This window comes from Desulfobacterium sp. N47 (assembly GCF_051233685.1).
Classification (GTDB): Bacteria; Desulfobacterota; Desulfobacteria; order Desulfobacterales; family RPRI01; genus RPRI01.
In genome coordinates this window covers 61,889-85,676 of sequence record NZ_JBAMMY010000155.1, presented here as the reverse complement: position 1 = coordinate 85,676, position 23,788 = coordinate 61,889, and the positions used below count along the sequence as shown (strand labels likewise).

General features: G+C 42.1%; 23 protein-coding genes. 11 read left to right on the top strand and 12 right to left on the bottom strand.

The features are described 5' to 3' along the window. Nucleotides 1–70: 70 nt before the first annotated feature. The 8 genes from VXK47_RS10155 to VXK47_RS10120 all read right to left on the bottom strand — a co-directional run bounded on the left by VXK47_RS10155 (nucleotide 71) and on the right by VXK47_RS10120 (nucleotide 5,316). Nucleotides 71–991 carry a DMT family transporter gene (locus VXK47_RS10155; RefSeq protein WP_435548666.1) on the bottom strand — a complete coding sequence of 307 codons (921 nt, stop codon included), beginning with the start codon at nucleotides 989–991 and terminating at the stop codon, nucleotides 71–73. Nucleotides 992–996: 5 nt separating this feature from the next. Continuing rightward, entirely contained in the window at nucleotides 997–1,755 is a 759-nt protein-coding gene (locus VXK47_RS10150; RefSeq protein ID WP_435548665.1) for a hypothetical protein, read from the bottom strand. A gap of 231 nt (nucleotides 1,756–1,986) precedes the next feature. Beyond that, nucleotides 1,987–3,111, bottom strand: coding sequence for an AMP-binding protein (locus VXK47_RS10145; RefSeq protein ID WP_435548664.1), 1,125 nt, complete (start codon nucleotides 3,109–3,111; stop codon nucleotides 1,987–1,989). Further along, nucleotides 3,099–3,890: an AMP-binding protein gene (locus tag VXK47_RS10140; RefSeq protein ID WP_435548663.1), complete on the bottom strand. Its 792-nt coding sequence runs from the start codon at nucleotides 3,888–3,890 to the stop codon at nucleotides 3,099–3,101. The genes VXK47_RS10145 and VXK47_RS10140 overlap by 13 nt, the downstream gene beginning before the upstream one ends. A gap of 187 nt (nucleotides 3,891–4,077) precedes the next feature. Further along, nucleotides 4,078–4,248 (bottom strand): metallophosphoesterase, encoded by a 171-nt coding sequence (locus VXK47_RS10135; RefSeq protein ID WP_435548662.1) that lies wholly within the window; start codon nucleotides 4,246–4,248, stop codon nucleotides 4,078–4,080. Then, nucleotides 4,245–5,009, bottom strand: a complete 765-nt coding sequence (locus VXK47_RS10130) for an ISL3 family transposase (RefSeq protein ID WP_435548661.1) — start codon at nucleotides 5,007–5,009, stop codon at nucleotides 4,245–4,247. The genes VXK47_RS10135 and VXK47_RS10130 overlap by 4 nt, the downstream gene beginning before the upstream one ends. Continuing rightward, complete coding sequence (locus VXK47_RS10125; protein WP_435548660.1) at nucleotides 4,988–5,161, bottom strand: transposase family protein; 174 nt, start codon at nucleotides 5,159–5,161, stop codon at nucleotides 4,988–4,990. Before VXK47_RS10125 ends, VXK47_RS10130 begins: the two co-directional genes overlap by 22 nt. Then, the gene (locus VXK47_RS10120; RefSeq protein WP_435548695.1) at nucleotides 5,125–5,316 is read right to left on the bottom strand and encodes a hypothetical protein; all 192 of its coding nucleotides are present in this window, start codon (nucleotides 5,314–5,316) and stop codon (nucleotides 5,125–5,127) included. The genes VXK47_RS10125 and VXK47_RS10120 overlap by 37 nt, the downstream gene beginning before the upstream one ends. Before the next feature lie 56 nt (nucleotides 5,317–5,372). Here VXK47_RS10120 and VXK47_RS10115 point away from each other — a divergent pair, with 56 nt between their 5' ends. From VXK47_RS10115 to VXK47_RS10100, 4 genes are all read left to right on the top strand, one after another. Continuing rightward, a complete protein-coding gene (locus tag VXK47_RS10115) occupies nucleotides 5,373–6,239 on the top strand; it encodes a TonB-dependent receptor domain-containing protein (protein WP_435548694.1) in 867 nt (288 codons plus the stop codon). Between the two features lie 272 nt (nucleotides 6,240–6,511). Continuing rightward, nucleotides 6,512–7,972, top strand: a complete 1,461-nt coding sequence (locus VXK47_RS10110; protein ID WP_435548659.1) for a phospholipase D-like domain-containing protein — start codon at nucleotides 6,512–6,514, stop codon at nucleotides 7,970–7,972. 273 nt (nucleotides 7,973–8,245) lie between these two features. After that, nucleotides 8,246–8,539, top strand: coding sequence for a hypothetical protein (locus VXK47_RS10105; RefSeq protein ID WP_435548658.1), 294 nt, complete (start codon nucleotides 8,246–8,248; stop codon nucleotides 8,537–8,539). A gap of 195 nt (nucleotides 8,540–8,734) precedes the next feature. Further along, complete coding sequence (locus VXK47_RS10100) at nucleotides 8,735–9,772, top strand: NAD-dependent epimerase (RefSeq protein ID WP_435548657.1); 1,038 nt, start codon at nucleotides 8,735–8,737, stop codon at nucleotides 9,770–9,772. A gap of 111 nt (nucleotides 9,773–9,883) precedes the next feature. Here the strand turns inward: VXK47_RS10100 and VXK47_RS10095 are convergent, their stop codons facing one another. The 3 genes from VXK47_RS10095 to VXK47_RS10085 form a co-directional block, all read right to left on the bottom strand. Beyond that, complete coding sequence (locus tag VXK47_RS10095) at nucleotides 9,884–10,744, bottom strand: 3-hydroxyacyl-CoA dehydrogenase family protein (RefSeq protein ID WP_435548656.1); 861 nt, start codon at nucleotides 10,742–10,744, stop codon at nucleotides 9,884–9,886. A gap of 221 nt (nucleotides 10,745–10,965) precedes the next feature. Further along, complete coding sequence (locus VXK47_RS10090; RefSeq protein ID WP_435548655.1) at nucleotides 10,966–11,688, bottom strand: choice-of-anchor N protein; 723 nt, start codon at nucleotides 11,686–11,688, stop codon at nucleotides 10,966–10,968. A 658-nt stretch (nucleotides 11,689–12,346) separates the two neighbouring features. Further along, nucleotides 12,347–13,255 carry a uroporphyrinogen decarboxylase family protein gene (locus VXK47_RS10085; RefSeq protein WP_435548693.1) on the bottom strand — a complete coding sequence of 303 codons (909 nt, stop codon included), beginning with the start codon at nucleotides 13,253–13,255 and terminating at the stop codon, nucleotides 12,347–12,349. 467 nt (nucleotides 13,256–13,722) lie between these two features. On the opposite strand from VXK47_RS10085, the gene VXK47_RS10080 reads away from it, so the two are divergent. The 6 genes from VXK47_RS10080 (at nucleotide 13,723) to VXK47_RS10055 (ending at nucleotide 21,598) form a co-directional block, all read left to right on the top strand. Further along, entirely contained in the window at nucleotides 13,723–14,142 is a 420-nt protein-coding gene (locus tag VXK47_RS10080; protein WP_435548654.1) for a hydrogenase iron-sulfur subunit, read from the top strand. 15 nt (nucleotides 14,143–14,157) lie between these two features. Continuing rightward, nucleotides 14,158–14,826, top strand: coding sequence for a methylenetetrahydrofolate reductase C-terminal domain-containing protein (locus VXK47_RS10075; RefSeq protein ID WP_435548653.1), 669 nt, complete (start codon nucleotides 14,158–14,160; stop codon nucleotides 14,824–14,826). Further along, on the top strand, nucleotides 14,823–15,755 hold the full coding sequence (locus tag VXK47_RS10070) for a methylenetetrahydrofolate reductase (RefSeq protein WP_435548652.1): 933 nt from the start codon (nucleotides 14,823–14,825) through the stop codon (nucleotides 15,753–15,755). The genes VXK47_RS10075 and VXK47_RS10070 overlap by 4 nt, the downstream gene beginning before the upstream one ends. A gap of 13 nt (nucleotides 15,756–15,768) precedes the next feature. Next, nucleotides 15,769–17,178 (top strand): glutamate synthase-related protein, encoded by a 1,410-nt coding sequence (locus VXK47_RS10065; protein WP_435548651.1) that lies wholly within the window; start codon nucleotides 15,769–15,771, stop codon nucleotides 17,176–17,178. A gap of 3 nt (nucleotides 17,179–17,181) precedes the next feature. Beyond that, nucleotides 17,182–18,732 carry a glutamate synthase-related protein gene (locus VXK47_RS10060; RefSeq protein ID WP_435548650.1) on the top strand — a complete coding sequence of 517 codons (1,551 nt, stop codon included), beginning with the start codon at nucleotides 17,182–17,184 and terminating at the stop codon, nucleotides 18,730–18,732. Between the two features lie 208 nt (nucleotides 18,733–18,940). Then, on the top strand, nucleotides 18,941–21,598 hold the full coding sequence (locus tag VXK47_RS10055; RefSeq protein WP_435548649.1) for a hypothetical protein: 2,658 nt from the start codon (nucleotides 18,941–18,943) through the stop codon (nucleotides 21,596–21,598). A 12-nt stretch (nucleotides 21,599–21,610) separates the two neighbouring features. On the opposite strand, the gene VXK47_RS10050 is transcribed toward VXK47_RS10055, so the two are convergent. After that, nucleotides 21,611–21,988 carry an SEC-C metal-binding domain-containing protein gene (locus tag VXK47_RS10050; protein WP_435548648.1) on the bottom strand — a complete coding sequence of 126 codons (378 nt, stop codon included), beginning with the start codon at nucleotides 21,986–21,988 and terminating at the stop codon, nucleotides 21,611–21,613. A 380-nt stretch (nucleotides 21,989–22,368) separates the two neighbouring features. Here VXK47_RS10050 and VXK47_RS10045 point away from each other — a divergent pair, with 380 nt between their 5' ends. Beyond that, the gene (locus tag VXK47_RS10045) at nucleotides 22,369–23,433 is read left to right on the top strand and encodes a Fic family protein (RefSeq protein WP_435548647.1); all 1,065 of its coding nucleotides are present in this window, start codon (nucleotides 22,369–22,371) and stop codon (nucleotides 23,431–23,433) included. The last annotated feature ends 355 nt before the right edge of the window (nucleotides 23,434–23,788 follow it).

The window sequence follows — 23,788 nt, the reverse complement described above, 5'->3', positions numbered from 1 at the left end:
TTTTACTTCTTATAGATTCTTGTACTGATAAAATATTAACAGGATTTTTTATAATATAATTCTGCTTTTATTACGGCTTCTCCCTTGAAGTTGTGATCATTCCATAGGACACAAGAGCAAGAGATAATATTGAAAGCCATGTAAAGGATTCCGAATCCAAAACTGCTGCCGAAAGGAAGGCCCCGCAAACCGGTATTAGAAATCTGTATACCGCAATACTTGTAAGTTTATTATGTTTAATCAACATATACCAAAGAGAAAAAGCCGTTGCTGTAGCTGCTGACAGATACAGGAGAAGAAGTACCAGCTCTGTCGAAAATTCTATCACGGAGGGCTTTTCAAACAGACATGCAATACCAAAAAGAACAATACCTCCCATTGTAAGCTGATAGGCGGATAGAAGAGGCGGATAAATCCTGAGTGAAATTTTTTTTACAATAAAAAGGGCAGATATTGAAGAAAGAGAAGTTAAAATTATAAAGCCTTCTCCTGACAGACGGAAATCAAGGCCAAACTGTTTATGATTGAAATTAACTATGATAATGCCGATAAAACCCAGGATAAGCCCGGTTATTTTTACCGGGCTTAAGCGGTCGTCTTTAAGCCATAGGTGAGAGGAAACAGCCAAAAACAAAGAGCCTGAGCCTGTTATTATCGAAGCTTTCATGCTTGTGGTGTTTGAAATGCCTATGTAGAAAAAAAAATATTGAATCGTAGTCTGAAGAAGTCCCAGTAAAAGAAGCGTAAGATAATCCTTTCCGGCAGGCAGTATCAATTGCTTTTTACATAAAAGCAATACCAGAAAAAGTATAATCCCGGCTGATAGAAACCGGTATGCCGCAAAAAATAGTTTTCCACCTGTATTATTCTCAATATTTAGAATTGAAAACCCGATTTTTAGCAGGGGGAAAGCGCTGCCCCAAAGCATTGCGCAAACAAATGCTATGAGCATTACAGCAGGAGGCCAGGTTAAGATTTTATTTTTATCCATCTTGATTATAAGAGATATGCAAAGTCTTTCTTTATTATTTCGAAAAGTTCCTCTCCTATTGCAATCCCTATATCGATGAAACCCGGCCCGTATTTTTTTCCGGTTTCAGAGCGGAATGTAAGTTTGATTTTATGAAGACTTTCCATTCCTTTTGGATAAAGAGCAATAAATTCAGAAAACGGCGGATTTATATATGATATCATTTCCCAGAATGTATCGGTAAAATTGTCCGGCCCCCAACGGAACTTATCCGCATCATAAAGACAATCCGAAATAAGTTTTCCTCCGGGTGTCTTTATTTCCACAGCATCTTTAAATGCTTCATGGTTTTTTATTGCAATGCAGATATCATCCAGTTCTTCAGGGAGAAAAGCGCAGTTTTTTAAAGCTTCACGCGCAAAAACCGCGCCTGCTGCAGAATGATCCTTCTCCTTTCGTTTTATGTCATGCATAAGGCCGGCACTTTGGGCAATAATAACCCTGCGCTTGTAAAAGTTGTCGGAATATCCGGCAATCCTGCTTTCGATATATATTAATGCCCCGGCATCTAAGGTTACTTTAATGGCATGATCAAGGCCGTGTCCAAAATCATTATCCAGATTTTTAGATACAAAACTGCGTATTTTTACAAGAAGAGGATTTGTTTCAAGGATGTTTTTTGAATACATTACAGCGGATGCATAATCTTTGTAAAATTCCGGGACAGGATACCCGGCAACTATGTGTCGTGCCAAATTTTGTATTTGAGCGTAATGGTTTTCCATAAAACTCCGGGCAGGAATTTCGCCTGATACAATTAAATAAAAAATCCTTCCTGGGAAGAAGCGGCCGGTAAAGCGTTGCAAAGCTGCTCCTCCCAAGAAGGATACATTAGGACGGCAAAAATAAGTTTCATCTGCAAAGCGCTCAAATCCTGGAAATATAGAGTACTTGTTTGTAGGCTGCAATAACAAAAGATGAAGCGCAACACAGCATCCGGACTTTTTAATTTGTTGTTATTTTTTTGCGTCTGAGTAACCGATTTTGATCAAAGCATCTTTTATTTCATCCAGAATACCCGGATCATCTATAGTTGCCGGCATCTTGTATTCTTTGTTCTCTGCTATCTTCTGTATGGTTCCTCTTAATATTTTACCGGAACGTGTTTTGGGAAGACGTTTGACAACTGTTGCGAATGATGCAACAGCGCCTATCCTGTCTCTTACCATTTTGACTATTTCTTTTAATATCTCATCATGGCTTTTTGTAACGCCGGCTTTAAGAACGATAAAGCCCAAAGGAATCTGACCTTTAAGCTGATCGTCAACACCAAGCACGGCGCATTCCGCAACATCCGGATGATCGGACAGAACTTCTTCCATGCCTCCTGTTGAAAGACGATGGCCTGCAACATTAATTACGTCATCTGTTCTGGTCATTACATAAACATACCCGTCTTCATCTATAAAACCGGCATCCGCTGTTTTGTAATATCCTGGAAATTCCTTAAGGTATGCATTAATAAATCCATCATCATTATTCCATAATGTTGGAAGTGTTCCCGGAGGAAGAGGCAGTTTGACTACAAGTGCGCCTATCTGTCCCGGTTTGGCTATATTATTATTCTCGTCAAAAACCGTTAAATTCCATCCCGGAGCAGGTTTGGTCGGAGAACCCTGTTTAACGGGAAAATGACACAGACCCATACAGTTTACTGCTATAGCCCATCCGGTTTCAGTCTGCCACCAGTGATCTATTACAGGAACACCAACGTGCTTTTCAGCCCAGTGAAGAGTATCAGGATCAAGCCTTTCACCAGCAAGAAATAAAGCCTTGAAAGTTGAAAGGTCATATTTTTTCATAAGCTCGGCATTAGGGTCTTCTCTTTTAATCGCACGAAAGGCTGTCGGGGCCGTGAACATTACTTTTACCTTGTGCTGGGATATAACGCGCCAGAAAGCTCCGGCATCCGGTGTGCCTACCGGTTTCCCTTCATATACAATAGTTGTACAGCCCTGCAGCAAAGGGCCATATACTATATATGAATGCCCTACTACCCATCCGACATCCGATGCAGCCCAGAAAACATCTCCCGGATCAACATTATAAATTGCTTTCATGCTCCATTTTAAAGCAACCATGTGCCCGCCGTTATCCCTGACAACGCGCCCTTCGGAACACCTGTTGTGCCTGAAGTATAGAGTATATATAAAGGATCGGTTGCTGCAACCGGAACACAGTCATGCGGTGTGGCTTTTGACATTGCCTCGTTCCAGTCAAGATCCCTGCCGGCAACCAAATCCGCAGTTACCATGGGTCTCTGGACAATAATACAATGATCGGGCTTTGATTTTGCCATATCGATGGCACTGTCAAGAAGAGGTTTGTATGGAATCACACGCTGTGTTTCTATACCGCATGAAGCTGAAACAATAACTTTAGGCTTTGCATCATTTATACGTGTTGCAAGCTCATTTGGAGCAAACCCGCCAAAAACAACCGAATAAACTGCGCCGATCCGGGCGGATGCCAGCATGGCAACAACAGCTTCCGGGATCATGGGCATATAAATCAGTATCCGGTCGCCTTTTTGTACTCCAAGGGAAGCATACACCCCGGCAAGTTTTGCAACCAGATCTTTTAGTTCGGAATAAGTAATTTTTTTGATGGTGTTGGTAACCGGGCTGTCATAAATAATTGCATCCTGATCGCCTCTCCCGTTTTCAACATGAACATCAATCGCATTATAACAGGTATTTACCATTCCCCCCGGAAACCATCTATAAAAATAAGGTTTACGGGAATCATCCAAGACTTTATCCCATTTTTTATACCAGTGACAACTTTGTGCCGCTTCACCCCAAAATCCTTCAGGATCATTGATAGATTGCTCATAAGCTTTTTGGTAAGGGTTTGTCATCGCAGTTCTCCTTAATTTGATAGTGAGACCTTTGAAAATAGTAAAAACAAGTAAATGATATCAAATAAAAAATTATAGGTACAAGTGTCAAGCAAAAAGTTGAACGAATACAAAATATGCGGTTTGGACTTCCAACGAACATCATATCGACACCCCAAATACAATCCTCAATAGCGAATTAGAGGCGTTAAATGATTTTAACCAAAACAAAAATATCTCCTGACACAAGCAGTACATCAATATTTTTATCTTCAATGAGCACGGCCAGCCAATTCAAAAAGGCTTCGTATTCGCCATACCGCTTGCGGCCATACAGAGTGCGACCGATATGCCAGGCGGATGTGTGCAGAAGTTTCAAGGATTTCCTCTCCGCATAATTTTTAAGTTATATCCTGCCCTATTTATTCGGAGTTCTTTAGGGATTCCAGGGCCTCGGCGTCGGCCAAATCCTTGGTTCTTCCTGATGCCCTCTTGTTTCGAATCAGGTCGTCGATCGAAGGAATGAGGATGTGAATCTAACCTTCTATGATAGGCCCTGGCCGTTTTCAGATTCAGCTTCTTGACCTGGAGAGTCTCCAAGGTTGCTGCCTGATTCTCCTTGAGATTTTTTGGGTTCTTTAGCCAGATGTAGCGGGTTCTTTTCAACTCTGGACGACTCTGCTGCTCCTGACGTCGCACTTCATCTACGGCTTCATTGATAATCTTCAGGACATGAAACTTGTCGAAGGTCAGGTGTGCTTCCGGGAAATGTTTCTCCACCCCGCTTATGAAGGCTGGGGACATGTCGCAACAAACCTCCCGGATATTAGAAGGATCGCCAAGATGTGCTTCCAAATCAGCATTGAACCGCTCCAGCGTTGAGGCATCCTTCCCCTCAGTAGCAAATAGCACCTGCGATGACTTCATGTCCACAAACAGGCTTACATAATTATGGCCACGCTTACTGGATGTCTCATCTACGCCAACTTCTGTCACAGCAGAAAAATCGGATTCCTGACGTGATTCATGAACATAGTGATTCAAAACCCGCCAAAGTCGGGTGTCGTGTTCTTTGACAATATTGGCAATGGATTTTACCGGCATCGCCTTGGCCATCATCATAATGAGTGCCTCAAACACAACGTAAAACCGCTCCCCGAACGAGCCCATGGAACCTCTACCGTCTTGATGCCACAATCCCCACAATCCACACGGGGAACACGGGCTGTCAGATAGGCCTCGTGCTGGAAAAAGTTCAAATGCCGCCACTCGTGGTATCGTATGCACCGCATCCCTCTTTGCCACAACTGGGACAGGCGAACACACTGCCCCGGGGAAAATCAATCTTAACATCCAGACGATGTTTATCCAAATCAAATTTACACGATTCAACATGCCATGGTGATGTCAAACCCAATGCCAACTGAAATAGTTCCGTATCTCTCATAGTAATTTGTCTCAACCTACTCTATCTCTTGATGACTGATATCTATCATGTCTTGAATCGGATTACCCATACTTTTTAGCGAGGAGCCGCCTTATTATCCCGGCAAATCGCTTGACAGTGATAAAAGTTTTTTCGAGCCAAGCGCTAATCTTCAGCTGTTCTGGCAGGCGGCTAAAAATCTTGAGCTGTTTGCAGGCCTGGCATCCGCAAGCCGCATGCCTGATCCCGAAGAGCTATACATAGGCATGCAGAAGATTCCTAGTGCCAAGGCTCCAACTTTGACAAACTGGATCGGCAATCCCGATCTTGACCCGGTACGCAACAACCAGGCTGACCTGGGCATTAAATTTACAGGTGATGGTTTTTTTGTCAATACTTCTATTTTCTACAGCAGGATTGATGACTACATATATGTTACAGAAGTTGCCGATCCGGATGGCCCGGGTTTGAGCACTCTGCCTGCCGCCCGGGCTTACAGTAATATTGATGCGGAATTATGGGGAGGCGAATTGTCCTGCCAGATCTCTATTCCATGGAATCTTTATATAATATCCGGCATGTCCTATACGGAAGGAAAAAATCTCGACACGGATGATCCGCTTGCAGAGATTCCTCCTCTTACCGGTTTGTTTGGTCTTCGTTACGATGTAGACAGCTGGTTTGCCGAAATTACCGAAAGGTTTGCAGCCCGGCAGAACCGGGTGGATTCCAGCCTGGAAGAAGAGAGAACCAGCGGCTGGGGAATTACCGATTTAAAAGCCGGAGTAAACCTTGAAAGATGGACGATTTATGCCGGAGTGAATAACCTGTTCGACAAGTACTACTTTAGCAATCTGTCATATCAACGTGATCCTTTCCGAAGTGGTGTTAAGGTTCCCGAGGTAGGTGTTTTCGGCTATGTTACGGTAATATACAAATTTTAAATAAATCTGTGAATTATAATATTCTTCAAATCAGACATTTCCTGCTGAGCCTGCGGCAATAATACTGAAAAAGTCATTGAAACTATAAATGATCCGGGTTATAAGAAAAAGGCCATCACATGGTATTTCAACAAAACGATTATAAACTATATATACAGATTCCGCCTGGTGCAGGATAAAACCGGTCGCCTGCTGCAGTTGGACGCCAAAGGGGCTTATCCGAAGCTGATTGTAAGGTACTGGAGTTAGGCAGAGCCGGAGATTCGAAAAATATGATGAACGCAGGTAGTCTGGTGCATGATGTCTGGAATATTGCTGTCATCGGACTTGGATTGCTTCTCTCTGTGATAGCCACCGGGCATGCGGTTATCAGCAAGCGTGATTCCCGCGCTGCCATAGCATGGGTGGGTTTAGTCTGGTTGGTGCCTCTGGTCGGTGCTGTTCTGTACTTTATATTCGGAGTCAATCGCATTCGCCATAAGGCTGCTCTGCTGAGAAAGAATCTTGAGAGTCACCGGGCAGAATACGCACTTACGGAATGTCTGCCGGAAGAGTTGCAGCGTCATCTGCCGGATCACGGAAAACATCTTAAGATGTTGGCTCGAGTCGTTGGAGCTGTGACAGAACGACCCTTGCTGCCGGGAAACCGGATCGAGCCGCTGGTAAATGGAGATAAAGCCTATCCTGCCATGCTGGATGCGATCCAGCACGCACGCCGCACAATCTCTCTCATGACCTATATCTTTGATCGGGACGAAATCGGGGTGGCCTTTGCACATGCGCTTGGTGAAGCCGCACGCCGGGGAGTAGAAGTGCGGGTGCTGGTTGATGCCACGGGAACCAGGTATTCATTTCCAACTATTATCCGGACTCTGCAGCAAGAGGGAATAAAGTATGCAAGATTTCTTCCACCGTTTCCTTTGCGGCACCTGATGTCGATAAACATGCGCACACACCGGAAGATTTTGGTTACAGATGGGTGTGTTGGCTTTACCGGTGGCATAAATATCCGGGTGGGGCACAGTCTTGAAAGTCTGCCCCCAAACCCGGTGCAGGACATCCATTTCAGGCTAAAAGGCCCTGTAGTGGCTCAACTACAGGAAGTGTTCGCAGATGATTGGCTGTTTACAACAGGCGAATCTTTACGCGGCGACTTATGGTTTCCCAAAAACGAAAGCGCGGGTCAGGTTTTGGCGCGGGGCGTGGTCGACGGCCCGGACGAAAATTTCGAGAAGTTTCTCTGGACGCTGTTGGGAGCAATTTCTATAGCCCGATATTCCATTCGGATTATGACTCCCTATTTTTTGCCCGATCCCGCACTGATCTTTGCCCTGAATCTCGCAGCAATGCGGGGTGTGCAAGTTGATATTATTTTGCCATCACGGATCAATCTGCCCTTCGTCCTTTGCGCCTCCAGGGCGATGTGGTCGCAGGTTCTTCAGCATGGATGCCGGATTTGGCTGACCCCGCCTCCCTTTGATCACTCCAAACTCATGCTGGTGGATGGCTGCTGGGTACTGCTGGGATCGGCCAACTGGGATTCGCGAAGCCTGCGCCTCAACTTCGAATTCAATCTTGAATGCTACGATATTGAACTTGCCCGGCAGCTTGATCAGTGGGTAGAGACAAAACGGAAAAGCGCCCGCCCTGTGACGCTTGAGGAGGTCAATAGCCGCTCACTGCCCGCCCGCCTGCGTGACGGCGCTGCGCGATTACTTACACCATATTTGTAGTCCGGAAACTACTATCATTATAATGAAACAGATTTATGATGAATGATAAACGTATCTATATGTTGAGGTCTTACCATATATTGAGAGCAAATTAATCATTTCATGTTTTTTGCTGTTCACTTCCGTTGATCTATTTATTTGTTATAATTGAATTAATAATATTTATTGACCCTCTTTCCACTATTGGCAGGTTATTTGCTGTCACTGAACCCGGAAAAGATGAATTTGCCTGGTATAACATCAGGCTCAAACAATCAATAGGGGGTTAAATAAATGACATCAAATTTCAGAATAAGTGCGCACAAAAATAAACTTAACCTGTATCTTGACCTGATGGGCGAATTTGACGGATCTTCAGCAATGGAACTGATTAAAGTATTAAAAGAATATAGCAGCAAGATTAAAAATATCATAATTAACACAAGCGGTCTTAATCTGATAAATCCTTTTGGATTGGGTGTGCTTCAGAGAGAGTGCCTGGCCGATAGTTCTTTGAACGGACTCCGGTTTATCGGCAAACACGGAAATATAATGGAACCACATGAGGGCGACCCTTTCTGGTATTAAAATATAAATGAGATTTCCGCGATCAGCAGGTCAGCGCAAATAAATAAAAGCATTTTCCGGTTAAGATTTGTATCCATTGAGCCATGGAACACTTTCATATTGTTCCGGGCGATTGTTCTTATCTGTTTTATCTTGAAAGCCGATAGTATATTGGGTATAAGTCAATTTCACTTATTTTAACAAACGGAGAATGCAATGGATATTAATATTAAAAGTGCGCTGGTCACAGGTGCTGCCGGGTTTATCGGTTTTCATTTGTCTTTGAGATTGCTTAAGGAAGGTATTTATGTAACCGGAATTGATAATTTGAATCCTTATTATGATGTCAGCCTCAAAGAATCCAGGCTTGCGCAACTTACGCGTTACGAGAAATTCACATTTGTAAGAGCGGATATTTCAGATAAGAATGCTACAGAAAATGTTTTCGCAAATAACAGGTTTGATGTTGTCGTAAATCTTGCGGCACAGGCCGGCGTCAGATATTCATTGAAGAATCCTCATTCATATATTAACTCCAATATAGTCGGCTTTACAAATATCCTCGAATGCTGCAGGCATAATCATGTCCAGCATCTGGTATTTGCCTCATCAAGTTCGGTATATGGAGCAAATACAAAAATGCCTTTTTCGGTTCATGATAATGTTGACCATCCGGTTTCTTTATATGCTGCCACAAAAAAAGCAAATGAACTGATGGCTCATTCTTATAGTCATCTTTATGGCCTGCCTTGCACAGGACTTAGATTTTTCACGGTTTACGGGCCATGGGGACGTCCCGATATGGCGCTTTTCCTGTTTGCAGACGCAATCCTTGAAAACAAGCCCATAAAGGTATTCAACCATGGGAAAATGACGCGCGATTTTACTTATATCGATGATATAATAGAAGGGGTTTCAAGGATCATGAAAAAAGTCCCTGAACCAAATCCGGGCTGGAGCGGTAACAATCCTGATCCAGGCACCTCATATGCCAGATATAAAATATACAACATAGGCAATAACAGTCCTGTTGAGCTTATGAAATTTATAGAGCTTATCGAAAAAGCTGTAGGCAAAAAAGCGGAAATGGAGCTTCTTGATCTTCAGCCCGGAGATGTTGTTTCAACATATGCCGATGTTGATGATCTTATAAAAGATGTTGGGTTTAAGCCCGATACTCCGCTTGAAACAGGGATTAAAGAGTTTGTAAACTGGTATGTTGACTATTATAAAAAGAAGATAAAACAGGCCTGAATAATATTTCGATTGTTTTGTTGTAATTGGGCATGAATACGTATGCAAACCACAGAAAAATTGTTAGGCGTCGATGACGCTCCCCAAATGATATAATATGTCAGGAACACATCAATACTCATATATGCCTTTTTTGCTGCTTTTACCCACTCTTCCGGCCTTTTCATAGTTTTTTATCCAAACCGGCGGTTTAAAGCGGGAGCCTAATTCATCCGACATATGTTCACATACATGCAGTATTAAAGGGATCGCATCGAGATTATCCACTAATTCAAAGGGGCCGTTTGGATGGCCGAGACCAAGTTTTAAACCGGTATCAATATCGCGTGGTGTGCCAACTCCCTCTTCTACAATCCTGCATGCTTCTATAAAAAGCGCATTAAGCAGCCTGTTTACAATAAAACCAGGGCTGTCTTTTGAAACAATTGTTGATTTATTCAAAAGCATGGCAAGCTCTCTTGCCTTTTCTACCGTTTTATCCGAAGTCTCGACACCTCTTACTATTTCAACCAGTTTCATTACCGGTACCGGGTTAAAAAAATGCATTCCGGCAACAGACTCCGGCCTTTTGGTTGCTGAAGCGACAGCTGATATTGAAAGTGAAGATGTATTTGTAAGCAATAACGCTTCTTTGGAAATCACACAGTTGTCCATTTGAGTAAAAAGCTTTTTCTTAAGGTCAATATCTTCAAAAACAGCTTCAATTACCACATCAGCATCCGAAAGATCTTCAAAGTTTGTGCTTTGCCTTATTCTTCCCAGAATCTCTTCTTTTTGATTTTTTTCAAATTTACCCTTATCTGTCAATTTATTAAGATTGTTTTCTATTTTATCCAGACCTGTTTTTATATTGTCTTCCGAAACATCAATGGCTGTAACCTTAAAGCCTTGCTGGGCAAACGCCTGAACAATACTCATTCCCACTTTGCCTGCACCAAGAACATACAACCTGATATCTTTTGTGATCTTCACCTGCTTTGCTCCTTCAATCTTTTATTGTATGAAATACAGCCTTATGACCAAGGCCGGATATGAACTAATGATGAAAAAAGTTATCAATAATATGCCATGAAAGTGCCGGAAAGCAAAGTGGATTTATCAGGATCAGCAAAAAGGGAGAGTATTAATGTTAATAAAAAAGGCAGGATCATTTCTGACCCTGCCTTTAATCATTATAACTTATAAATTCAATTTTATTTCTTAAACTTCCTGTTTACACCTGCAAGTCCAACAAGACCAAAGCCGAGAAGGAGCAGGGTGGCTGGTTCAGGAACCTTATGTCCCTCAGCATCATGAGAATAAGGAGCAAACTGAGTACTATAATCTGTGGAATTATTTTTTATTATTATATTTTCATTATATAAGTCAAAATGGATGCCATAAGCAGCAGCTAAATTTGAAATATCGATTACAAAAGCAGCATAGTACATTCCGGTGCCGGAATCTAAATCTATGGCTGTTCCAGCTATAGCTCTATCTTTTGTATTATATATATCTATTTCATTTTCATTTGATTGATTAAATGCAAATGAAAATTCCTTATAATATGTTGCAAAAATTCCATGTGATCCTAAATCTGGATAAAGCCCATCAAGAGGTGGAGTTCCATAATCCATATCATCGGTAACGCTTATATTATTTCCAGCAAAAATAAATGAACCTAAATCTGCTGATGAATTAATTGCTGGAACTATTGCAGCAGATATATAATAAGTATCTGTTACTAAATTATCGTTATCAGTTTTCAATAATGCATAAAGCGTAAAATTATTACCAGGAGCTATTATTGTTTCAGTTGCATAATTATATGTTCCACCGGCGATATCAAGTTGCAACGATGGGTATGCAAATACGTCATTATTAAAACAAAATATAATTGCTATAAGAATAATTGGTAAATAAATTATTTTTTTCATTCTAATTCCCTCCCTTCTCCCATAAAATTGCTATTTTATAGTGTACTAATCAAATCTTATTTTAAATTTAAGTCTTCACTAAACTGCTTGTAAATATATAGAAGCAAAGATTAGGCCATATCAATAACTATCTTAATTTGTTATTTATTAATTTAAAGGAAAAGTAAGCATCGTATAATTTGTAAAGAAACCCGACACATTTATAAGCTTTTTTTTTAAAGAAATACACAAAAATAGGTAAAAAAGATTATCAATACATTGTGTTACAAATATTTTGGCATTATGTAAAAGATTCCGACACTGTTATTAACATTTGTTAAATAAGAACGATTTTTGATAGTTTATTACATATTATTAATTGGAGCTTTCGCAGGGTTTAAGAAAATAAATCATAGAAGGTCCTTTTCAAAGTTTTATAATTACCAAAATAATTATTTGTATAATAGAATAGTTGCATGTGAGTAAGATAACGTATGCACGTCGCTTCATAAAAATTATCAAAAAAATTATCTTATAGATTCATTAAAAAGAGGATAAAAGTTCATCAAATTACAATTTGTAAAGAATCCCGACAGTCCGGTAAATATATCCTGATAAACCGGAAAAACCCGTAGTTTTAATAGATCCCGGAGGCATGACTTTTCATTAGCACTGGCCGCTATATTTTGCACGACTCGTAAATCGCCTTTAACCCGGCAATATCTGTTCCTTCATAAATGCCGCAGTTTGTACCCAGTATAAGTCCTTTTTGGCTGGACAGAATGCGGACGGAATCTGAGAATGCTTTAAGATAACTTGGTTTTTGTGCTTTTATTGTGTCTTCCGTATCAATATGACCCCACAGGCATATTTTGTCCCCGTATTTTGCCTGCAGGTCCGCCATATCCATTCCGCTGAGCTTTTCTATGCATTGAATTCCGTGAAAATTAATATCGATCAGATCGGGAATGATTTCCCGGTAGTTACCGTCCGAATGGTAGAAAGCATGAATTCCCAGATTGTTGATTTCTTCAACCTGTCTTGCAAGAGAAGGCAGAAAGTATTTTCTCAGTATATCAGGATTAATAATGAGCCCATTGGTAAAAGCAACATCATCTGCCAGAATGATGCCGTCGGCCCCCTTTTGTGCAACTTCTCTGATCGTGGAAATATTAGATTTTTCGACCATTTCAATAAAAGATACAAGGTCTGAAGGCGATTTTTTCGTAAGCGTTAAAAATTCAGTCCATCCCCTGATGCGCATACCTGTTTCCAATGCCCCATCTATAAGTGCAAATATAAAAAGAGAAGTATTAGTCCATTTTTCAATGTCAGTCCATTTTACTTTTTCCGGATTTGGAAGCATATCTTTTTCACATGAAAAAACCGGGGAAATTGTATAAACATCAAGACCGATGAAATTAACAAATTCAAACTTTTCTTCAAAGCCGACCTGGTTGCAATTTAATTCGCGGCTTATCACAGTATCTGCAATGCATAATTCGCCTTTTGGGATACTGCCGCCTGGTTCATGACGAATTGTTTTCTGCATCCTTTGCCGGGAGCTGTATGGCGCGTGATAATCCATCAATTGGCTTAACTCCTTATAGTTTAATCAAGAACTGTTTCTGAATACATTATTATTGCAGCAAAAAACGGTTGAATAATATAAAGGTATGGTTATGATCATATATGTATTTTTTATCATTATCAAGTTTATGATATTTAAAGGCCATAACTTTATATGGTTATTTTTTTAATAGTGAAATAAGATGAATTGCAAAGAAGCATGTTTTAATATCATCACAGGGATGGAAAAAAATTATCAGGTCCGAATATTTATCATAAAATAGCTTGACATAATATTTTTTTTGATTATTTTAGTAAGGCTTGGCAACGGGGGCACAATGGCGTGCTATTACAGTTGCAGTTATAGAGAGACAAAGGCGTCTGTTTCGCTGATTTTTTTTGCGAACGACGTCTTTTTTTGTTTTATTAATCCAGTAATCATTGTTTTTTAAGATGGTTAGCGACTTAATTGGTTGATTGAAATAAATGAAAAAAAAATTAAAACCTAAAATAACCGTTTTTCATTGTATAAACGCAATTAACAACTGCGAATCTTTGCCTGTTCCATATAAAAGCAGTTTTAAATTAAAATCGGTTAAGATGGCCTGTTCCGGCATGGTAAAGGATTCCTTTTTGCTTCGTGCGTTTGAAGCAGGCTCTGATGCAGTCATTGTTTTTGTATGTCCTGAAGGGCAATGCCGTTATGTTGAAGGAAATATAAGGGCAAAAAACCGGGTTAACTGGGTCAAAAAACTGCTGGACGAGATAGAAATCGGAGGTAAGCGCCTGTCGATTCATAATATTGCAAACGGTGATACCGAAGCGGCTGTTCATATTATCAGGCAGGTTTTAGTTGATATTAATGAACTGGGGCCAAATCCGGCCAGGCACTGGAATAATTATTAAAATGGAGTTCAGATTATGATAGTTGGAAAACAGAAACCTATCGCCGAAATCAGGGAAATTATTTCGCCATACAAAAAAGTACTTGTTCTGGGTTGCGGCACCTGCGTAAAAACCTGTTTTGCAGGAGGAGAAGACGAGGTGGCAACTTTATCTTCAGCTTTGCGGCTTTCATTTAAAAAAGAAGGCAAAGACATCTACATTGAAGAATTGACAGTGGAACGGCAGTGTGAAGATGAATTTATCAGGGAAGCAGCAATTGCTGTTTCCAATAACTCAGCCGTTTTATCTCTGGCATGCGGTGCCGGCGTTCAGGCAATAGCAAGACGTTTTGGGGATGTTCCGGTACTGCCCGGTGTAAATACTACATTTATCGGAGTTCTTGAAAAACAGGGCCTTTTTACTGAAGAGTGTCTTGGCTGCGGCGATTGCAAGCTGGCTGTTTTCGGCGGAATCTGTCCTGTTACAAGATGTGCAAAAAAACTCCAGAACGGGCCTTGCGGCGGTTCCCGGAACGGCATATGCGAGGTCAATCCGGATACTCAATGTGCCTGGCAGCAGATAATAACACGCCTTGGCAATCTTGGGCAGCTTGATAATTTAAAAAAATATAACCCCCCGAAAGATTGGCGTTCCAGCCACGCCGGCGGACCCAGAAAATTAGTAAGAGAGGACCATTTTATATGAAGTCGGAATCACTGAGCAATCTGCAGAGTATTTTGGATAAGGGAGAGTTTGCCGTAACTTCGGAGTGCGGGCCGCCACGTGGAGCCGATCCTGAAATTATACGCAAAAAAGGGGAACTGCTCAAAGGTTATGTAGATGCAGTTAATGTAACCGACAATCAGACGGCTATTGTCAGAATGTCCAGCATTGCCGCCTGTGCGCACCTGGTGCAGTTGGGGATGGAGCCTGTTATGCAAATGGTTACACGAGACCGCAACAGGATTGCGCTTCAGTCGGATATACTTGGCGCTTACTCTTTAGGTATCAGAAATATTCTTTGTCTTTCCGGAGATCATCAGACATTCGGCAGCCAGCCTGATGCTATGAACGTATTTGACATCGATTCCATGAATCTGGTCAATATGGTAAAAGTGATGAAAACGGAAGGTAAGGATATGAGCGGATTTGATTTGAAAAATGCGCCTGAAATGTTTATCGGCGCTGCCGCCAATCCTTTTGCAGATCCATTTGAATACCGCGTAATCCGCCTTGCCAAAAAAATAGACGCCGGTGCGGATTTTATTCAGACCCAGTGCGTTTACAATCTGGATCGCTTTAAAGAATGGATGCGCCTTGCCCGTGAAGAGGGACTTACGGAAAAAACACATATATTAGCCGGAGTAACTCCATTGAAATCCGAAAGAATGGCGAAATATATGGCTACCAAAGTGGCTGGAATGGATGTTCCTGAATCCCTGATCAAACGCATGGGCGGTGTGCCGAAGGAAAAAGCGGCTGAAGAAGGCATCAGGATTTGCGTGGAAACTATTGCCGGATTGCGCGAGATAAAAGGTGTGCATGGCATTCACATTATGGCTATAGAATGGGAAGAAAAAGTCGGCCCGATAGTAGAGGCAGCCGGTCTTTCTCCCAGGCCGCAAGCAGCTTAGCGCGGGAGTAAGTATGCCAAAAAAATATCAAATTCCTGTAAAAACGGCAATTCCAAGATTTAACCCTATCGGGAAATATACCACCATTGAATTCAGGGAAGACTGCGCCGGAAGCTGTAGGAAATGCGTAAAGAAAGCATGCGTATATAATATCTTCAAAGACAATTACAAGCACATTGCCTCAATGGAAGAACCTGAGTATCTGTATGCCTGCCAGAGCTGTTTCCGTTGTGTACAGGAGTGCACAAGAGGAATATTCTCGCGTGTGATAAATCCGGATTATCGCTCTTTGGGAGACGATTACTGGCATGCGGATATTATCCATCGAACATGGTATCAGGCTCACACAGGCAAAATACCGGTTTCGGGAGCAGGCTATCGCGGTCCGTTTGTAGGAGAGGGATTCGATTCAATGTGGACGGATATGTCTGAAATTGTCCGGCCCACGCGGGATGGAATTCATGGCAGGGAGTATATCAATACCGGTATTGAGCTTTCCCGAAGAAACTCAAGGCTGAGTTTTGCTAAAGACGGGTCACTTCTTACTGAAACAATACCTATTTTCGAAATTCCGGTTCCTTTAATTCTTAAACAGCCAAAATTCGGTATTTTAAGCGAAAATGTATTACAATCAATGGCGCAGGCGGCATATATTTTAGGTACCATGCTGTTAATTGATCCTCAATACTACTCCGAAAATTTCAGGCCTTATGCCCAATGCCTGATACCAACTCTGTCAAAAAAGAATTACCGTGATTTTCTTGAGAATGTTCCTGAAATAAGAATGGCAGAGCTTGCTTATGAAGATGGAATAGATAAAAGAATAGAGGAGTTGCGGGCTTTAAAACCGGAGCTTATAATTTCTGTAGGTGTTATGCTGAACCGGGAATCTTCACTGCGTGCGATTGAACTTGCAAATCATAAAGTAGATACAATTCATTTTTATGCAAATGAACAAGGCCGTGAATTTGACTCTGAAAATCCTATGTTTCTAAAAGAGATGATCAGAGAGGTTCACCTTGGTCTGGTTGATAAGCAGTTAAGAAACAGAGTCAACCTGATTTTTTCAGGCGGAATCGCCATGGCTGAACATGTGGCGAAATCCATTATATGCGGGGCCGATGGCGTAGCTATAGATCTTCCTCTGCTTATTGCGCTTGAGTGCCGCTTATGCCGCCAGTGTGTAAAGGGTGAAACCTGTCCGATAAAAATGGGCAACATAAACCCGGACTGGGGCAAACAAAGGATCATTAATCTTATTGGTGCATGGCGTAATCAGTTGATTGAAGTAATGGGTGCAATGGGTATTCGTGAAGCAAGACGACTGAGGGGCGAAGTCGGCCGTTCCATGTGGTTTGAAGATCTGGAAAAGGAAAGTTTTGGTCCTATTTTCGGTGAAAGAAAAGTATCGGGGCTGGTATAAAAGATGAAGAGCGATAAAAAAAATAATAAACTGCCGGAAACAATTATTACACCTTCAAGGTTTCGAAATACTATCGGCAAGTTCACTATAAAAAGAAATTCCCGGTGTATCTCCTGCGGACTGTGTGCAGAACTCTGCCCGTACGGTGTGCATCCAAGATATGATAATTTCAGCAAACCGCTTAGGCCCATAGAGCATAAATGCATAGGTTTCAAGTGCAAGGAAAATGAATTTTACTGCATAGACCGCTGCCCGCAGCAGGCGCTTACTTTGCGCCTAAATCCCATTTTGGATACGCTTGGTGATTATCGCTGGACTAATGAGATGCTGATTGCTCACTGGGACATGGCGGAAACGGGTAATCTTCCTGTTGTTGATCTTGAATACAACCTGGGAAATTCCGGCGGCGGTTTCGATAAAATGCGTTTCAAACTGCTTGATGAGGGTAAATATATTGATTTAGCTGATGAGGATATCGACACAAGCATTGTTTTAAATAAACGTTCGGACGGCCGCCCGGAACTGACAATTTCGATTCCGTGTTACGGCGGCGGCATGTCATTTGGCTCAACTGCTTTAAATGTTATGGTCGGACGGGCCAGAGCCGCACAAAAGCTCAATACTCTTACCTGCACCGGCGAAGGCGGTTATCCTGAAGAACTGGTTCCCTATGCTGATCATGTAATCACCCAGATTGCAACAGGTCTGTTTGGTGTGCGTGAAAAAACAATTAAATATGCGCCGGTAGTTGAGTTTAAGTACGCTCAGGGCGCAAAGCCAGGTTTGGGCGGGCATCTTCTGGGCGATAAAGTAACGCCGAAGGTTGCCGCCATGCGCGAAACTGTAGTGGGAAATCCGCTTTTTTCCCCCTTCCCTTTTCACAGCGTTTATTCCGTAGAAGATCATAAAAAACATGTTGACTGGGTTAAGGAGATCAATCCGCGTGTTTTGGTGTCGGTCAAAGTATCAACACCATCTGATGTTGATATGGTTGCGGTAGGAAGTTATTATGCCGGAGCCCATATCGTCCATATAGACGGCAGCTATGGCGGAACCGGAGCGGCTCCCGATATTGCCAAGAAAAATATTGCCATGCCGATTGAGTATGCAATACCAAAAGTGCATAAATTCCTGACGGATGAGGGCGTACGGGATAAAATCTGTCTTATTGCCAGCGGCGGCATAAGAAACGGGATGGATGTTGCAAAAGCTATAGCTCTTGGCGCAGACGGAGTAGTAATAGGTACTGCCGAGCTGATTTCACTGGAATGTGTACGCTGCGGAAACTGCGAAAGCGGCAGAGGCTGCGCCCGCGGCATAGCAACTACTGATCCGGAACTGGGAAATATTATTACTGAAGAGTGGGCCCAAAACCGTATAGTAAATATGTATAGCGTATGGCGTAAGCAATGGTGTGAAATCTTAAGGCAATATGGCATGAAAAGTATACGTGAGCTTGTAGGCCGCAGCGATCTTCTGGTGCACCTTGATTATCTTGAAGAAAGCGAAAGGCAAAAGTATCAGCCTGCACCGAACAAAAAACTGATTATATAGAAAAAGGTTCCGTGATTAAAGGATTCGAGGGTAAATATAGCTCATAAGCTCTTGAGTTCGTAAGCTAATAAGCATAAATGAAAATCCCTATATTTTCTTCTTATCAACTTATGAACTTACCAACTTATGAGCAATTTTTTCTGCTTTAGCCTATAGATGCCGGCATGAAGAAGTTGATTTTGTGAAAAACTAAAGGAAGAATTTATAAATGTATAACAACAGGGAAGCCATAATAAATAAAATACTTGCAGGCCGGGCAAATCTCCCGCGAGGAAATATGTCTTTGGAAAAGCCCGCTGAAGAAGGCGGTTGCGGAGTTACCGGATTTATCTGTTCAATTCCTGTGGGCGGCCGTCATATTTTCGAACCTTCTTTACAGATGCATAACCGCGGTAACGGCAAAGGCGGCGGTTTGGCAGCAGTCGGTCTCACTCCTGACAGCCTTGGCGTAACCCAGGAAATTATAGATACTCATTACATGCTCCAGATTGCCCTGCTTGATCCCAAGGCCCGACCTGATGTAGAAAAAAGCAATATTGAACCTTATCTGGAAGTTCATAAAGCAGGAAAGATCCCTTCAGTTGATGACTTTCGTGATATTGCCGGACTGGAAGTAAAACCTCCCGATGTCTGGCGCTATTTTGTAAAAGTAAAATCCGATATCCTTGGCAGGTTTATGGAAGATAACGGCTTGCAGGACATGGACCCACAGAAAGCTGAAGATGAGTTTATTTACAGAAACACTTATAATCTCAACCAGAAGTTTTATTCATCGCTGGGGAAGCAGAGAGCTTTTGTCCTTTCTCATGGCCGCAATATTATGATTCTAAAAATAGTGGGTTATGCCGAGCAGGTCGCCCAATACTACCTTTTGGATGATTTCAAGGCTCACGGATGGATAGCTCACCAGCGCTATCCCACCAAAGGCCGTGTCTGGCATCCGGGAGGCGCTCATCCTTTTATCGGTCTGGATGAAGCTCTTGTTCATAACGGCGATTTTGCAAACTATCATGCTGTAAGCGAATACCTGAAGCAGAATAATATCTTTCCTCAGTTTCTGACTGATACGGAAGTTTCAGTACTTATGCTGGATCTTTTAAACAGAACATTTGAATATCCGATGGAGTATATTATAGAGGCGCTTGCGCCGACTTCCGAATATGATTTTGACCGCTTGCCTCCTGAAAAGCAGCATATATACAGATATATTCAGTCCAATCATATTTTTAATTCCCCTGATGGCCCGTGGTTTTTTATTATCGCCCGGAATGATTTTTATAATAATGCGCTTCAGCTTATAGGTATTACCGATACGGCCATGCTTCGTCCGCAGGTATTCGCCCTGCAGGAAGGAGAAGTACAGATAGGGCTCATCTGTTCGGAAAAGCAGGCCATCGATGCAACACTCCAAAGCCTGGCTACTGAAGACAGCCGGTTCTGCCCTGTAGCCGATAAATACTGGAACGCCCGTGGCGGAAGCGCTGCAGACGGCGGGTCATTTATTTTTACCATCAAGGATAACGGTAAAGGAAACGGGGAAAAAGAACTGGTTTGCACCAACAAATTCGGAGAACCGGTAGTAATTCCAAAAGATAAAATTTCCTGCGATATCGCAGCAGATATTTCATCTCATGCAGATGCCGGCAGCATTTCAAAAGAAATTGAGTCCGCTTTTGCAACAAATGATTCTGCGGGTGCAGCTATCTATTTTATAAAAAACATCACAGGCTGGGATTATGCCAAATTAAGATATGCCTGCAATGAGATGGTAAGGCTTGCCGGCTTAAATGATGAAAACGCTGAAAAAGCCATATATGTGTTAACCGCTTTAAATGATCAGCTGTATCCTGTCGGCGCAAAAAAACGGAGTTGGGTGCTGCACATCGTAAGAAACAGCCTTTCTGCAATTTTCAAAGCTGCAAGAGATCTGGGCAGCGCAGGTTCCGGCATTTACGGCCATATCGACTGGGATAGCCGCTTATCGATCCGGGCTCCTGAAAATAATGAGAAAATACTTATAATAAATGCAAGAAATTTTCCGCCGGAAGGCGATGACTGTGATGCAAGACTCATATGCGCTGCCTATGAACTGGGCTGGAAGCAATTTATCTGCTATGGATATAAGGGCCAGAGGTTTACAGGATGCGGCTTGAGTGATGGGGCGGATGGCGTAAGAATAGATGTGTACGGAAGTTCGGGCGATTATCTGGCTTCGGGGATAGACGGGCAGGAAATTTATGTGCATGATAACGCCCAGGATCAGTTGGGCCAGATCATGAAAAGAGGAAAGCTTGTTGTTTACGGCGATGTAGGCCAGACTTTCATGTACGGAGCAAAGGGAGGAAATGTATTTGTAAGAGGCAATGCGGCAGGACGTCCTCTCATAAACGCTGTAGGCTCCCCAAGGGTTATCATCAACGGGACATGTCTGGATTACCTGGCTGAATCTTTCATGGCCGGGGATTCCTTAAACGGCGGCGGCTTCGTTATTTTAAACGGTCTAAGGTTTGATGAAGAAGGTAATGCTTCCGGTCTGGAAAGTCCATATCCCGGCTCAAACCTTTTTTCACTTGCATCCGGTGGAGCTATTTATATCAGGGATCCTTTTCGTGAGCTGGTAAACGAACAGTTAAACGGAGGAGAATATGTGGAATTGACCCAGGCTGACTGGGATCTCATCCGGCCGTATCTGGAAGAAAATGAAAGGCTTTTCGGAATCTCGGTGGAAAATGATTTGCTTACAATAAACGGCGAAAGAAAAGATTATAGCGAAGTATACCGGAAGGTAATGGCTGTAAAATCGGATCTGCATACTTTGGAATCTATTGCCTCAGAAGAGTACGGCGTGGAATGGGAAGAAGAATAGCAGAGGTTCCTGTTATTCAAATTTGTTCAGACAGCATTTTTTATATTTTTTACCACTACCGCATGGGCAGGGTTCATTCCTGCCCACTTTCGGAGTGTCCCTTTTAAACGGGATGATATTTTCTCCGTCTTCCAATGCTTCCAATTCTTTCATTTCCCTGTAATTTTTGGCCAGTTTGTTTAATTCTTTTTCCCTTTTCTTTTGCCTTTTCTCCTGATCTTTTCGGCTTTTGACAATATCCGGCAATTCGGGAATATCAACTGCATAAATTTCAGCCAGGCATTCCAGAGAATCACCAATATAAACTGCATCATTTCCATTAGCATAAATATATTGCAGTTTTTCAATCCCTCTTCGATCACCGATTCCTCTCAGGCAAGAACAAAACATTTCACAGGAATCCATACCATCATCGCTTTCGTTTTCCCACCGGTAAATGGCAAGCAAAGATTTATGTCAGAGTTTCCATTCCGGATTAAACCGGACATGAATTGCAAATGTCTCTGCTATGTATCAGAGTATCGGAAAATTTAAATGCGGATATATTTAAACTTAGAGCCAATCTTCAATCCCAATCTGCTGCTGCTCGAAGAACTGGGAAAACTGATAAGTTAACTGCCCAAAATAACCGGATAAATCGTTTGACAATAGATTGCAGCCAAGTATATTGAGGTTATGTTTATTTTGATATTATTAACAAATGAACGCTGGATCGAAATAAATTTTTATAATACTGAGGAAAGTCAAACATCTTACGGAATGAAATACTAATGATGACCTTAATGCTCTTTTCCCAAAAATTTGAATCCGTTCCCGCTGCAACTTCCTGGTATCTCGCAGATTTAGGAGAAGCCCGGGGCAAACAGGAATTGTTTACCCGCCAATCTCCGCAGCGTCTCAAGGCGCTTCGTGAGCATGCTCTTATTGAAAGCGCAGTATCTTCCAACCGGATTGAAGGTGTGGAAGTTGATAAATCACGGATTGCCACCGTCGTCTTTGGAAAACCGCTTCTGCTGGATCGAGATGAAGAAGAGGTTCGGGGATATCGGCAGGCTCTGACATTAATTCATGAGCAAAGTTTAAAACTTTCAGTTTCGGAAGAGACAATTTTGCAACTCCACCGGCTTACACGCGGAGAAATATGGGATGCGGGACAATACAAAGAAAAAGATGGCGATATTATAGAAAAATTACCTGACGGTCGATCGCGTGTCCGCTTCAAGACGGTTTCCGCCGCCCAGACTCCGAAGCGTATGAAGGAACTGGTAGAATTATACAATGACGCTATCCTTGACCGCAAAGTTCCTCCCCTTGTGCTCATGGCCGCATTTAACCTGGATTTTCTTTGCATTCATCCATTCCGCGATGGAAACGGTCGTGTTTCAAGGTTGCTGCTTCTCCTGCAATGTTATTATCTGGGGTTTGAGGTTGGAAGATACATCAGCCTTGAACGTCTCATCGAACAGAACAAGGAATGTTACTACGAGACTCTGGAGCAGAGTTCCCAAGGCTGGCACGAAGGCAAGCATGATCCATGGCCGTATATTAATTATATCCTCTTCATCATCAAATCAGCATATAAAGAGTTTGAACAGCGCCTGGGAGAATTTCAGAGTCCCAAAGGTGAGAAAACCGGTCTTGTTGTTCAGGCTATTGAAAAGACAGTCGGTCCATTTAGTATTGCTGAACTTCAAAACGCCTGCCCCAATGTCAGCGTGGATATGATCCGTCTTATCTTGAAAAAATTGCGAGCTAAAAATCAGGTGGAGTGTTTGGGGCGCGGTCAAAACGCACGCTGGGAAAAGACGAATAAATGGCAATTGGGTAATACCTGATTAAATGGGTAATGAAAAGGGTAATACCCTTAAAAAGGGGGGATAAAGAGGGTAAGGAAAATATGAAGACAGAAGCTGGATTTATTCCAGATGAAAACGATAATTTAAAATAAAGATTTGAAGTATTAATTTCTGATTATCCGCTTTATAGAGATCAGCTCACAAATCAAGAATTTGCAAACTTGAAGTCACAAATTGTGACTTCAAGTTGGAGCGGAATCCGACGCTCCAATCGATATGTATTTACTGAATCCTAATAAATCAGAAAACACCGTTTTCGTCATACCGGCGAAGGCCGGTATCCAGTAATTTAAATTAATTATAGAGAAGTAATCATAGATAAACAGCAAACACG

Excerpts from the sequence above, each read along its gene's own strand:
- VXK47_RS10085 (WP_435548693.1), bottom strand. The coding sequence starts at position 13,255 with ATGGATTATCACGCGCCATACAGCTCCCGGCAAAGGATGCAGAAAACA.
- VXK47_RS10140 (WP_435548663.1), bottom strand. The coding sequence starts at position 3,890 with ATGACAAACCCTTACCAAAAAGCTTATGAGCAATCTATCAATGATCCT.
- VXK47_RS10155 (WP_435548666.1), bottom strand. The coding sequence starts at position 991 with ATGGATAAAAATAAAATCTTAACCTGGCCTCCTGCTGTAATGCTCATA.
- VXK47_RS10125 (WP_435548660.1), bottom strand. The coding sequence starts at position 5,161 with ATGCGGTGCATACGATACCACGAGTGGCGGCATTTGAACTTTTTCCAG.
- VXK47_RS10065 (WP_435548651.1), top strand. The coding sequence starts at position 15,769 with ATGCCAAAAAAATATCAAATTCCTGTAAAAACGGCAATTCCAAGATTT.
- VXK47_RS10120 (WP_435548695.1), bottom strand. The coding sequence starts at position 5,316 with ATGAGAGATACGGAACTATTTCAGTTGGCATTGGGTTTGACATCACCA.
- VXK47_RS10045 (WP_435548647.1), top strand. The coding sequence starts at position 22,369 with ATGATGACCTTAATGCTCTTTTCCCAAAAATTTGAATCCGTTCCCGCT.
- VXK47_RS10105 (WP_435548658.1), top strand. The coding sequence starts at position 8,246 with ATGACATCAAATTTCAGAATAAGTGCGCACAAAAATAAACTTAACCTG.
- VXK47_RS10055 (WP_435548649.1), top strand. The coding sequence starts at position 18,941 with ATGTATAACAACAGGGAAGCCATAATAAATAAAATACTTGCAGGCCGG.
- VXK47_RS10050 (WP_435548648.1), bottom strand. The coding sequence starts at position 21,988 with ATGTTTTGTTCTTGCCTGAGAGGAATCGGTGATCGAAGAGGGATTGAA.
- VXK47_RS10100 (WP_435548657.1), top strand. The coding sequence starts at position 8,735 with ATGGATATTAATATTAAAAGTGCGCTGGTCACAGGTGCTGCCGGGTTT.
- VXK47_RS10090 (WP_435548655.1), bottom strand. The coding sequence starts at position 11,688 with ATGAAAAAAATAATTTATTTACCAATTATTCTTATAGCAATTATATTT.
- VXK47_RS10070 (WP_435548652.1), top strand. The coding sequence starts at position 14,823 with ATGAAGTCGGAATCACTGAGCAATCTGCAGAGTATTTTGGATAAGGGA.
- VXK47_RS10110 (WP_435548659.1), top strand. The coding sequence starts at position 6,512 with ATGATGAACGCAGGTAGTCTGGTGCATGATGTCTGGAATATTGCTGTC.
- VXK47_RS10145 (WP_435548664.1), bottom strand. The coding sequence starts at position 3,111 with ATGGTTGCTTTAAAATGGAGCATGAAAGCAATTTATAATGTTGATCCG.
- VXK47_RS10075 (WP_435548653.1), top strand. The coding sequence starts at position 14,158 with ATGATAGTTGGAAAACAGAAACCTATCGCCGAAATCAGGGAAATTATT.
- VXK47_RS10080 (WP_435548654.1), top strand. The coding sequence starts at position 13,723 with ATGAAAAAAAAATTAAAACCTAAAATAACCGTTTTTCATTGTATAAAC.
- VXK47_RS10060 (WP_435548650.1), top strand. The coding sequence starts at position 17,182 with ATGAAGAGCGATAAAAAAAATAATAAACTGCCGGAAACAATTATTACA.
- VXK47_RS10150 (WP_435548665.1), bottom strand. The coding sequence starts at position 1,755 with ATGGAAAACCATTACGCTCAAATACAAAATTTGGCACGACACATAGTT.